Annotated in this window: 8 protein-coding genes; 5 read left to right on the top strand and 3 right to left on the bottom strand. The window is 66.8% G+C overall.

Annotation, left to right across the window (positions count from 1 at the left end; translation table 11 throughout):
• Positions 1-14 precede the first annotated feature (14 nt).
• The 3 genes from INF26_RS01920 (at position 15) to INF26_RS01930 (ending at position 3,262) form a co-directional block, all read left to right on the top strand.
• Positions 15-668 carry a hypothetical protein gene (locus INF26_RS01920; RefSeq protein ID WP_193529040.1) on the top strand — a complete coding sequence of 218 codons (654 nt, stop codon included), beginning with the start codon at positions 15-17 and terminating at the stop codon, positions 666-668.
• A gap of 212 nt (positions 669-880) precedes the next feature.
• Positions 881-1,837: an NAD(P)-dependent oxidoreductase gene (locus tag INF26_RS01925; protein WP_193529041.1), complete on the top strand. Its 957-nt coding sequence runs from the start codon at positions 881-883 to the stop codon at positions 1,835-1,837.
• Positions 1,838-1,930: 93 nt separating this feature from the next.
• Entirely contained in the window at positions 1,931-3,262 is a 1,332-nt protein-coding gene (locus tag INF26_RS01930) for an alpha-amylase family glycosyl hydrolase (protein WP_193529042.1), read from the top strand.
• A 220-nt stretch (positions 3,263-3,482) separates the two neighbouring features.
• Here the strand turns inward: INF26_RS01930 and pyk are convergent, their stop codons facing one another.
• A complete protein-coding gene (gene pyk / locus INF26_RS01935) occupies positions 3,483-4,934 on the bottom strand; it encodes a pyruvate kinase (RefSeq protein WP_193529043.1) in 1,452 nt (483 codons plus the stop codon).
• A 55-nt stretch (positions 4,935-4,989) separates the two neighbouring features.
• Positions 4,990-5,991: a 2-hydroxyacid dehydrogenase gene (locus INF26_RS01940; protein WP_193529044.1), complete on the bottom strand. Its 1,002-nt coding sequence runs from the start codon at positions 5,989-5,991 to the stop codon at positions 4,990-4,992.
• Between the two features lie 286 nt (positions 5,992-6,277).
• On the opposite strand from INF26_RS01940, the gene INF26_RS01945 reads away from it, so the two are divergent.
• A complete protein-coding gene (locus tag INF26_RS01945) occupies positions 6,278-8,956 on the top strand; it encodes a cation-translocating P-type ATPase (RefSeq protein WP_193529045.1) in 2,679 nt (892 codons plus the stop codon).
• 283 nt (positions 8,957-9,239) lie between these two features.
• Here INF26_RS01945 and INF26_RS01950 read toward each other — a convergent pair whose 3' ends face one another.
• A complete protein-coding gene (locus INF26_RS01950) occupies positions 9,240-10,550 on the bottom strand; it encodes a GntP family permease (RefSeq protein WP_193529046.1) in 1,311 nt (436 codons plus the stop codon).
• 172 nt (positions 10,551-10,722) lie between these two features.
• Here INF26_RS01950 and rsgA point away from each other — a divergent pair, with 172 nt between their 5' ends.
• Positions 10,723-11,859: a ribosome small subunit-dependent GTPase A gene (rsgA, locus tag INF26_RS01955; RefSeq protein ID WP_408647502.1), complete on the top strand. Its 1,137-nt coding sequence runs from the start codon at positions 10,723-10,725 to the stop codon at positions 11,857-11,859.
• The last annotated feature ends 22 nt before the right edge of the window (positions 11,860-11,881 follow it).

An 11,881-nucleotide genomic window follows, 5' to 3' on the forward strand; every position in this document is an offset into this window, starting at 1 on the left:
GCTAGGATGATTTCATGCCGAGCTGGAACATACATACCGCGCACGTCGAGCGGCTCCTTCGCGAGGAGGGGGCGGCCGCCCTGGGCGTGCGCGACACCAACGCGTTCCTCTTGGGCAACCTCGCCCCGGACATCTACGTTGGCTACATGGTGCCGGACATCACGTTCCGCATCGACTACAAGCTCACGCACCACACCATCCGCGAGCACATCCCCCTGCCGCGCTACGACGAGTTCTGGGAGTACTACATCGCCCGGCAGCGCCGGGTCTCGGACATGACGCTCGGGGCCTGGGCGCACCTCGTGGCCGACCACGTCTACAACGCGCACACCCGCGCTTATCTGGCGAGCATCGGCATGGAGCCCGGCGAGCGGGCGCGCATCGGCAAGCAGGGGGACTTCGCGCTCTTCGGGCGCACGCTCGACATCTCCATGGTGCCGCGCGTGAACGAGGCGCTTCTCGCCCAGTGCGCGGAGTTTCCGCCGTACACGATCCTGCCGCACGACGTGCGTGGTGCCATGGAGTCCGCGGCGCGCATCGTCGAGAAGAACCGAAACGAGCACCTGACCGGCACGCCCGACTACCAGCTGCTCACCGCGGACTTCTTCGACGTCGCCCGCGAGGAGGCACACGCCACGATCGTGGCCGGCCTCACCTCGCGCGCGTAGCGCCGCTGCTCGATGTCGAACCCAAACCCGTTGCGGGTTTGGGTTCAAGTTTCGCCCCCGAGTGCGCTCAGTCAGCAAGAAACCGCAGGATCGCCCCTTGTCTTTCCGACGTTTGGGCGCGTCCCTGAACCCAAACCCTCAAGAGGAGACCGCGCATGCGATAGGGTTTGGGTTCGTATACTGATACAAACACCGTCAGAAATGGAGGCCCAATGAGAATCATTGCGTTTGACGTGCGTCCGGACGAGCGCGCGGAGTTCGCGCGGCAGACCGCCCGCGAGGGCGTCGACGAGCTCGTCTGCCGCGACGAGCCGCTCACGGCGGAGAACGCCGAGCTCGTGAGCGGGTTCGACGCCGTTCTCACGCAGGGCATGGTCGGCTATGACGCCAATCTTCTCGCCCTTCTCGCCGGCCACGGGATGCGCGTCCTCGTCACCCGTACCATCGGGACCGACCACATCGACCTCGCCGCCGCAGAGCGTCTGGGAATCAGCGTCTCCAACACGAGCTACGCACCCGACAGCGTGGCGGACTTCACGCTCATGCTCATGCTGGTCGCGCTGCGCAAGTACAAGCAGATGGTCTACCGGCAGAACGTGAACGACTTCTCGTTGCCGGGCCTCATGGGTCGCACGCTCTCCTCGCTCACCGTGGGAGTCGTGGGAACGGGCCGCATCGGGCGGGCGGTGGCCCGTCGCCTGCGGGGCTTCGGCGCCCGCGTGATCGGCTACGACCCCGTCCCGCGCGACGAGTTCCGCGAGCTGGGCGACTACGTATCCCTGGATGAGCTCTTCTCGGCCGCCGACGTCATCACCTTCCACGCGCCGTCCACGCCCGACAACTTCCACATGGTGCGCGACGAGACCCTCGCGCGCATGCGGGACGGCGTAGTGCTGGTGAACACCGCCCGCGCGAGCCTCATGGACGTGAGCACGCTGATCACGGGCATCGAGTCCGGCAAGATCGGCGCGCTGGCCATGGACGTGTTCGAGGGCGAGGACGAGATCTACCACGCGTTCCGCATGCACGACATCATTGCCAACCGCGACATGGCCTACCTGCGGCAGTTCCCCAACACCGTGCTCACGCAGCACGTGGCGTTCTACACGCAACAGGCTGTGGACGAGATGGTCTCGCACGCGGTCGACGCCGCCCTGCGCCTGGCGTAAGCAGGCCGCCGACCGCTCGCCGCGCACAAATTAGGCGAGCGGCGCGCATGTAGAATGAACGGGTCCGTCGGCCCCGTGGAGAGGAACCCCCGCATGAGCTGGTTCGAGCCGTCCTTCGTCTATCAGATCTACCCGCTCGGCCTCTGCGGGGCCCCGCACGAGAACGACGGGGTGCTCGAGCACCGGCTGCTCAAGATCATCGACGACGGCTGGGTCGACCACATGGCGCGCCTTGGGGTCACGTGCCTTCTGCTCAACCCCGTCTTCGAGTCGGACGCGCACGGCTACGACACGCGCGACTACGCGCGCGTGGACTGCCGCCTGGGCACCAACGAGGACCTGCGCGCGGTGGTGGACGCGTGCCACGCCGCCGGCATCAAGGTCCTTCTCGACGGCGTGTTCAACCACGTGGGGCGCGGGTTCTGGGCTTTTCAGGACGTGCTGGAGCGCCGCGGAGAGAGCCCGTATGTCGGCTGGTTCGAGATTGACTTCAACGGCAACAACTGCTTCAACGACGGCCTCTCCTACAGCTGCTGGGAGGGCGCGCAGAGCCTGGTGAAGCTCAACCACTGGAACGCCGAGTTGAACGCCTACCTGGCCGACGTCATACGCGGCTGGGTGCGCGAGTTTGACATCGACGGCCTGCGCCTGGACGTGGCGTACTGCCTGGACCAGGGCTACCTGCGCTCCCTGCGCGGCCTGGCCGACGAGATCGGCCGCGAGCGCGGCGAGAAGTTCCCGCTGGTGGGCGAGACCATGTTCGGCGACTACAACCAGTGGATGGGCGAGGACCTGTGCGACTCGGTGACCAACTACGAGGCGTACAAGGGCCTGTGGTCGTCCATGAACTCCGCCAACATGCACGAGATCGCCTACGCGCTGGAGCGCCAGAGCGGCAGCCACCCGTGGGACCTCTACACCGGCCGCCACATGCTCGACTTCGTGGACAACCACGACGTGCCGAGAATCGCCACCAAGCTGGACGACGCGCGGCACCTGCGCCCGCTCTACGGGCTGCTGTTTGCCATGTGCGGCGTGCCGGCGGTCTACTACGGCAGCGAGTGGGGCATCGAGGGCGAGCAGCTTCCCGGCGACCACGAGCTGCGCCCGGCGCTGGACGCCCCGGAGTGGAACGAGCTCACGGACTGGATCAGTGCGCTGGCGGCCGCGCGTGCCGAGTCCGAGGCGCTCGTGTGGGGCGACTACACGCAGCTCCAGTGCCAGCCGCAGCAGCTGGTGTTCCAGCGCCGCAGCGAGGGCGAGCGCGTGATCGTGGCGATCAACACCGCGGCGGAGCCCGCGACCGTCCACTTCGACGCGCAGTGCGGGCGCGGCGTCGACCTCGTCACCGGCGAGGAGCACGACTTCGGCGGCGGCAGCGAGCTGGCGCCCTTCTCGGCCTGCTACTGGCGCTGCGAGCGGTAGGGCTGGCAGCCCGCAACACCGGCTTCCTTGCGAACGGTAACGTTTTTAGCGTCCAAAACGTTACCGTTCGCATTGTGCCCAGGGCCGCCTTGCGTTTGGTAACGGAATTGGCGTCCAAAACGCTACCAATCGCAAAGTGGTGGGCGAGAAGAGCCTCCCGTCCAAACAAAAGGGCCCCGGGCGCTGTGCCCGGGGCCCCGTGAGTCGACGTTCTTCTCGGCTACTGGACCTGCGCCACCATCGCCATGTTGGTGGAGGTGGTGTAGTCGCCCAGGCGCGGCGAGGTCTGTGGGTCGCCGGCGGTGATGACGACGATGTCGCCGGTCTCGACCAGGCCGTTCTTCTTGGCGGTGGTCAGCGCGTCGTAGAGCGTGCTGGAGAGCGAGCCCTGCTCGGTGGTGCGGTACGCGTAGACGCCCCAGTAGAAGCAGGTGCGACGGATGGTCTGCTCGCGCGGGGAGGTGGCGTAGAGCGGCATCTTCGGACGGAACGTGGAGATCAGGCGCGCGGAGCGGCCGGAGTTGGTGGGCGCGAGGATGCACTTGGCGTTCACGCGGTCGGCCATCTCGAGCGCGGCGAAGCCGGTGGCGCCGTTGACGTTGCGCACGCCGCCGCGGTCGTGGTACTCCTTGCGCTCGGGCAGGTACTTCTCGGTCTCCTTGCAGATCTCGGACATGGTCTTCACGGCCTCGATCGGGTACTTGCCGGCCGCGGTCTCGCCGGAGAGCATGACGCAGTCCGTGCCGTCGTAGATGGCGTTGGCGACGTCGGTGATCTCGGCGCGCGTGGGGCGCGGGTTGCGCTGCATGGAGTCGAGCATCTGCGTGGCGGTGATGACTGGCTTGTAGTGCTGGTTGCACTTCTTGATGATGGTCTTCTGGATGTGCGGGACCTCGGCGGCGGGGACCTCCACGCCCAGGTCGCCGCGGGCGACCATGATGCCGTCGGCCTCGTGCAGGATCTCGTCGAAGTTGCGGACGCCCAGGGCGCTCTCGATCTTGGGGAAGATCAGGACGTCGGGGGTGCCCATCTCGACGCAGATCTTGCGGATCTCGTTGACGGCGGCGCCGTCGCGGATGAAGGAGGCGGCGATGGCGTCGATGCCCAGCTCGCAGCCAAACATGATGTCAGCTCGGTCCTGCGCCGTGACGGAGGGCAGGCTGATGTTGACGTTGGGAATGTTCACGCCCTTGCGTTCGCCGAGCAGGCCGCCGTTGGTGATCTTGCAGTACATGTCGGAGCCCTCGACGTGGTCGACCTCGAGGCCGATCAGGCCGTCGTCGATCAGGATGACGGAGCCCTTCTCGACCTCGCTCGGCAGCTGCTTGTAGTCGAGCGAGAAGCGCTCGGCGGTGCCCACCACGTCGTCGTCGGTGGTGACGATGCAGGTCTTGCCGGTCTCGAGCTGGACCTTCTCGCCGTCCTTGAGAAGTCCGGTGCGGACCTCGGGGCCCTTGGTGTCGAGCAGGATGGCCACCGGGATGGACAGCTCGCGGGAGAGCTTGCGCACGCGCTCGATGTTCTTGCGGTGGTACTCATGGCTGCCGTGGGAGAAGTTGAAGCGCGCGACGTTCATGCCGTGGAGGATGAGCTGGCGCAGCACCTCCTCGTCCTCGACGGCCGGACCCATCGTGCAGACGATCTTGGTCTTCTTCTTCTTGAAAGCTGACATGTGAGCCTCTCTTTATCGGGGGCGGGACATGCGAGGGGACGTGCCGTGGGGCGCGCTAGCAGACCACGCTGCGGTCCACGAAGTCGGTGCCGTTGGCGAAGGCGCGGGCGTTGTCGAGCGTGACGCGGGCGATCTCGCCGAGGGCCTCGTGGGTGAAGAACGCCTGGTGGCTCGTCATGACGACGTTGGGGAAGGAGCACAGGCGCGCGGTGACGGAGTCGATGACCTCGCCGGCGCGGTTCTGGTAGACGTTCGGGCCCTCCTCGTCGTAGACGTCGATTCCGGCGGCGCCGATCTTGCCGGAGAGGATGCCGCGGATGAGGGCCTGGGTGTCCACGAGGCCGCCGCGGCCGGTGTTCACGAAGATCACGCCGTCCTTCATCTTGGCGATGGAGTCGTCGTTGATCATGTGGCGGCTCTCCTCGTTGAGGAAGGCGTGCAGCGAGATGAGGTCGGAGCGACGGTAGAGCTCGTCGTAGTCGACGTACTCGTCGACGACGCCCTCGTCCACGAGCTTCTGGTTGGGGTAGAGGTCGGAGCCCAGGACCTTCATGCCGAAGCCCTTGCAGATGCGGCAGAGCGCGGCGCCGATGCGGCCGGTGCCGACGATACCGGCGGTCTTGCCGTAGAGGGTGTTGCCCACGAGACCGTTCAGCGAGAAGTCGTTCTCGCGGACGCGGATGTAGCCCTTGCAGATGCGGCGGTTGGCGGCGAGGGCCAGGCCCATGGCGTGCTCGGCGATGGCCTCGGGCGAGTAGGCGGGGACGCGCGTGACGCGGATGCCCAGGTCCTCGGCCACGGGCACGTTGACGGCGTCGAAGCCGGCGCAGCGCATGAGGACGAGCTTCACGCCGAAGCCCGCGAGGATCTCGAGCGTCATGGCGCCGCAGTCGGCGTTGACGAAGGCGCAGACGGCGTCGTAGCCGCGGGCGAGGGCGGCGGTCATGGGCGTGAGGTTGGTCTCGGTGAAGTCGATCTTGATCTCGGGGTAGTCGGCGAGCTCCTTGGTGAACGACGCCTTGTCATAGCTGGCGGTACCAAAGAAGAGAATGTTCATCAGATGCTTCCTTTCCTGCGCACGGGGCGCGCTTGTAAACCTACCGGGTCCAAGTTTAGCGCAGGCAAGGCACGTGTAAGCCCTGCGCCCGCCGAAAAGGGCTTGCGCTCGCGCGTTTTTTCTGGAACGCGAGAAGGACGCGCCTCTCTCGGCATTTCGGGTACAATAGGCAACTGTTATGTCAGCTGCCCGACACGGCAGCCTTGACGAGCCCTTGCCCCTCCTGGGGAGTTACGATCGGGCGTCAACCTGTCGGGTGGAACGCGTCAACCCAGGAGGGAAAACGTTGAAAGAGTACCTTTCGTCCGCTGACGAGGTGCTGAGCGAGCTGTCCTCTAACGAGGAGAGCGGCCTCACCTCTGCCGAGGCCTCGAGCCGCCTGTCCCAGTACGGGCGCAACGAGCTCGACAAAGAGGAGAAGACCCCGCTCTGGAAGCGCTTCTTCGAGCAGATGGCCGACCCGATGGTCATCATGCTAATCGTGGCGGCCGTCATCTCCGCCGTGACCGGCATGGTGCAGGGCGAGCCCGAGTGGGCCGACGTCATCATCATCATGGTCGTCGTCATCATCAACTCCGTCCTCGGCGTCGTGCAGGAGGCCAAGTCCGAGCAGGCGCTCGAGGCCCTGCAGGAGATGAGCGCCGCGCAGTCCAAGGTCATGCGCGACGGCAAGATGGTGCACCTGCCCTCCGCCGAGCTCGTCCCTGGCGACATCGTCCTTCTCGAGGCCGGCGACTCCGTGCCCGCGGACTGCCGCGTCCTGGAGAGCGCCTCGATGAAGATCGAGGAGGCCGCCCTCACCGGCGAGTCCGTGCCCGTGGAGAAGCACGTCGAGGCCATCGCGCTGGCCGCCGACGCCGACGACGTGCCCCTCGGCGACCGCAAGAACATGTGCTACATGGGCTCCACCGTGGTATACGGCCGCGGCAAGGCGGTCGTCGCCGGCACCGGCATGAAGACCGAGATGGGCAAGATCGCCGACGCCCTCACCACCGCCAAGAAGGAGCTCACGCCGCTCCAGATCAAGCTCGCGCAGCTCTCCAAGATCCTGACCATCATGGTCATCGTGATCTGCGTGGTCATCTTCGCGGTCGACTTCATCCGTCACGGCGGCGAGATGGCGGCCAACCCGAGCCTCATCCTCGACACCTTCATGGTCGCCGTGTCGCTGGCCGTCGCGGCCATCCCCGAGGGCCTCGTGGCCGTGGTCACGATCGTGCTCTCCATGGGCGTCACCAAGATGTCCAAGCGCCAGGCCATCATCCGCAAGCTCACGGCCGTCGAGACCCTGGGCTGCACGCAGATCATCTGCTCCGACAAGACCGGCACCCTCACCCAGAACAAGATGACGGTCGTCCGCCACGAGCTCGCCGCCCCCGAGGAGAAGTTCCTCGCCGGCATGGCGCTGTGCTCCGACGCCAAGTGGGATGCCGAGAAGGGCGAGGCCGTGGGCGAGCCCACCGAGTGCGCCCTGGTCAACGACGCCGCCAAGGCGGGCATGACCGGCCTGGACGTGGAGCACCCGCGCGTGGGCGAGGCCCCGTTCGACTCCGGCCGCAAGATGATGTCCGTGGTGGTCGAGGAGGCCGACGGTACCTTCGAGCAGTACACCAAGGGCGCGCCCGACGTGGTCATCGACCTCTGCACCAAGATCTACGACGGCGACGAGGTCGTCGAGCTGACGGCCGAGCGCAAGACCGAGCTCCTCGCCGCCAACAAGGCCATGGCCGACGACGCCCTGCGCGTGCTCGCTCTGGCCAGCCGCACCTACGACGCGGTTCCGTCCGACTGCAGCCCGGAGGCCCTCGAGCACGACCTCGTCTTCTGCGGCCTCTCCGGTATGATCGACCCGGTCCGCCCGGAGGTCACCCAGGCCATCGTCGAGGCCAAGGAGGCCGGCATCCGCCCGGTCATGATCACCGGCGACCACATCGACACCGCCGTCGCCATTGCCAAGGAGCTCGGCATCGTGTCCGACGCCTCTCAGGCCATCACCGGCGCCCAGCTCGACAAGATCTCCGACGACGAGTTCTACAACAAGGTCACCGAGATCTCCGTCTACGCCCGCGTCCAGCCCGAGCACAAGGCCCGCATCGTCGACGCCTGGAAGAAGCGCGGCAACATCGTCGCCATGACCGGCGACGGCGTGAACGACGCCCCGTCCATCAAGCGCGCCGACATCGGCGTGGGCATGGGCATCACCGGCACCGACGTCACCAAGAACGTCGCCGACATGGTCCTCGCGGACGACAACTTCGCCACCATCATCAACGCGGTGGAGGAGGGTCGTCGCATCTACGACAACATCCGCAAGGTCATCCAGTTCCTGCTCTCCGCCAACATCGCCGAGGTGCTCTCGGTCTTCGTGGCCACGATGGTCGGCTTCACGATCTTCCAGCCGGTCCAGCTGCTCTGGATCAACCTCATCACGGACTGCTTCCCGGCGCTGGCGCTCGGCATGGAGGAGGCCGAGGGTGACGTCATGAAGCGCAAGCCGCGCAAGGCCTCCGACGGCGTCTTCGCCGGCGGCATGGGCGTCGACATCATCTTCCAGGGCATCGTGATCACCGCCCTGGTGCTCGCGTCCTTCTTCGCCGGCATGTACTTCCACAACAACGGCGTGATTGACATCACCGACCTTCTCGACGGCATTCCTGACCCCGAGGGCGTGACGATGTCGTTCATCACGCTGTCCATGGTGGAGATCTTCCACTCCTTCAACATGCGTAGCCGCCGCGCGTCGCTGTTCACGATGAAGCGCCAGAACAAGTGGCTGTGGGGCGCCGCGATCCTCGCGCTGCTGCTCACCGTGGTCGTCGTCGAGGTCGACTTCCTCGCCGAGGTCTTCGGCTTCATGACCCTCAACCCCGAGGCGCTGCTCACGGCGCTCGGCCTGGCGTTCCTGATCATCCCGATCATGGAGGTCTACAAGGCCGTCATGCGCGCGGTCGAGAAGGACAAGTAGACGCCTTCGACAAAGCTTTGCCAGAGGCCCCGCTCCCGGTGGAGCGGGGCCTCTTTGCGCGAAGGGTGCCCAAGGCAGAATTCGAGGCGGGCTGTGTCACAATTTGCGGCGTCTGAGTGAGTTTTTATTCCTTGTGGAATGGGCCGCCCAAAGTCGTAGCCGTTACCAGCGAAGTTGTTTTCCCAAGAGGTGCAGATTGCACGTTGGGCACGGCAAACCCACTCAGATGAGGGGAAAAGTGACACAGCCCGGGCGGAAAACTGCCCCGGTGCGCCCCTGGACGCTACGCCACGCCGGCAAGTCCGAGGGCCATGCCCAGAAGCGACACGAGAATCGGCAGCAGCGCGCACGAGACGAGCACGTAGCGATAGGTATCGCGGACTTCGGTCTTGGCGGCCTGGTTGGCGGCAAGCATCGCCGAGGTGTGGGGCAGCAGCGTGGCCGGGCCCACCGACGCCATGCAGAGCACACGGTGCATCATCGCCGGGTCGAGCCCGGTGGCAAGCAGCGTCTGCGCCATGCTGCCGAGGTAGATGTTGAGCGCCCCGATGGCCGAGCCCGTGATGCCGGCGATGGCGAAGATCGTGATGAAGCCCTGCCAGAGGGGGTTCAGGCTCGTGGACATGAGCGCCTCGATGATGCCCTGGTAGGCGGGCGAGGCGACCACCACGCCACCGAAGCCCATGATGGCGGCAACAGAGACGAGCGAGCTCAGGCCGCTCGTGCAGGACTCGCCGACGGCGCGCTTGACGTTTGCCAGCCGCCCGCGGTAGAGCAGGCACGCCGCGATCACCGAGGCGAGCATCGAGACGGTCACGGCGTCGGTGGCAGACATCGACATCGCACGCTGCAGCACGAAGACCAGCACCACGAGAAGCGCGATCGGCGCGAAGCACGCCCAGACGGGCGGGGTGTTGGCGTCGTCCGGGCGCGAGAGCGTCTCCCCGGGGCTGGGGGAGAAGCGCTCCCCGCGCCTGCGGCAACGGCCGATCTCCCACTGCAGGTAGATGTAGGAGAGCGCGAACATCACCACAGAACAGATGACACCGAGCGCCGCGCCCGCGTAGGCGTCCGTCCCGAGGAAGCTCGCGGGGATGAGGTTCTGCGTGGAGGGGATGCCCGGCATCATGACCATGCCGAGCGTGGCGGGGCAGACCATGATGGCTGCCACGATGAGCTTCTTGGGGATGTCCGCGCGCTCGAAGAGCTCCGCGGCGATGGGGTAGACCGAGAACGCGATGATGAACGCGCTGATGCCGCCGTAGGAGAGCACGAGGCCGGTGACCATGATCACGAGCAGCGCGTGCCTCTCGCCCACGAGGCGCAGCATGCTGCTGGCGATGCCCGCCGATGCCCCGGAGTCGCCCATGACGCGCCCGAAGACGGACCCGAAGGCGAAGAGCAGAAACCAGCTTCCCACGAACGCCGACATGTCGCCCATGTAGCTCTCGTTGATGGCGGGGAGGACGTCCATCCCGTTGGCGAGGATGACGACGAGCGAGGCGACGAGCGAGACCACCACCATGTGCCACCCGCGCCAGATGAGGGCGACGATGGCGACGACGGCGAGGACGAGTCCGGCGATACCGAGCATGGGGGCTCCAATCCGTGGTCTCACAAGGTTCCTGTCAGTGTACGGGCGGCCGGCGGGGCGCGCGCGAGCCGAAAACAGCTCGTCCACGACGCGTTACACGGCGGACACGGGCGGCGCGCGGCCGGCTTGCGGTAAGATTGCCGAGAAGAACGTCGAGTTCGGGAGGTCGTGCGTGGCAAAGCGAGGTCAGCGGGTCGCGGCGGCGCGCAAGCGCCGGTCGAGCCGCCAGCAGCAGGTGACGCTGCCCGCGATCGACGCACTGAGGGACCTCCCCGCCTTCGACGACCTCCGTCTCGACGACGCACAGCGCGCCGCCTTCGACGCGTTTCTTGGCACGGCCGAGAACGCCGACGAGATGGGCCTGGGATTCGTGGTGCGCCTGGACCGTGGCTACCCGCTGATCGTCACCGCCGACGACGTCTTCCGGGCCGAGCACTCCGTCTCCTTTGCGAAGCAGGACGCCGAGAAGGACGAGGGCCTCTTGCCCGCCGTGGGCGACTGCGTGGCGGTGCGCCGCGCTCCGGGTCACGACATGGGCGTCATCGAGCGCGTGCTGCCGCGGCGCACGTCGTTCGAGCGCTGGCGCGGCCGCAACCGCGGCGAGCGCCAGGTGCTCGCCGCCAACGTCGACACCATCCTCGTGGTGCAGCCCCTCGGTGCCGGCGAGCTGCTGCTCGGGCGCGTAGCCCGCTCGCTGGTGCTGGCCCGCGACTGCGGCCTCACGCCGGTGGTGGTGCTCACCAAGGCGGACCGCAGCTCGGACGAGGAGCTCACGCACGAGGTCGAGCGCGTGCGCCGACTCGTGGGGGAGGACGTCCGCGTGATCGTCACCTCGTCCGCCACGGGCGCCGGCGTCGAGGACGTCCGCGCCTGCGTGCCGCACGGGAGCTGCGCCATGATCCTCGGGGAGTCCGGCGCGGGCAAGTCCACGCTGCTGAACGCCCTTCTCGGCCACGAGGCGCTCGCCACGGGAGAAGTGCGCGAGAAGGACGACGCGGGTCGCCACACCACCGTCGCGCGCGTCATGGTGAGCCTGCCGGGCGCCGGGGTCATCGCCGACGTGCCGGGGCTCAGGAGCCTGCCGCTCGTGGGTCATGAGCGCGGTCTCGCCAAGGCGTTCCCGGAGATCGCGGAGGCGGCCCTGGAGTGCCGGTTCAACGACTGCACGCACACGCACGAACCGGGTTGTGCCGTTCTGTCGCGATTCTCCGAGGGGGACTTCTGCGAGGAGCGGCTCCGGGGCTACCTTGCCCTGGCCAACGAGATGCGCGAGAGTGCCCGCACGCTGGACCCGGACGTGGTCATCTAGATAAAACATCAACCCACCGACG

This window comes from Thermophilibacter gallinarum, from assembly GCF_014982725.1.
Lineage (GTDB): Bacteria > Actinomycetota > Coriobacteriia > Coriobacteriales > Atopobiaceae > Thermophilibacter > Thermophilibacter gallinarum.

Coding starts and splice junctions, on each gene's coding strand:
- INF26_RS01930 (WP_193529042.1), top strand. CDS start 1,931: ATGAGCTGGTTCGAGCCGTCCTTCGTCTATCAGATCTACCCGCTCGGC.
- INF26_RS01925 (WP_193529041.1), top strand. CDS start 881: ATGAGAATCATTGCGTTTGACGTGCGTCCGGACGAGCGCGCGGAGTTC.
- INF26_RS01940 (WP_193529044.1), bottom strand. CDS start 5,991: ATGAACATTCTCTTCTTTGGTACCGCCAGCTATGACAAGGCGTCGTTC.
- pyk (WP_193529043.1), bottom strand. CDS start 4,934: ATGTCAGCTTTCAAGAAGAAGAAGACCAAGATCGTCTGCACGATGGGT.
- INF26_RS01920 (WP_193529040.1), top strand. CDS start 15: ATGCCGAGCTGGAACATACATACCGCGCACGTCGAGCGGCTCCTTCGC.
- INF26_RS01950 (WP_193529046.1), bottom strand. CDS start 10,550: ATGCTCGGTATCGCCGGACTCGTCCTCGCCGTCGTCGCCATCGTCGCC.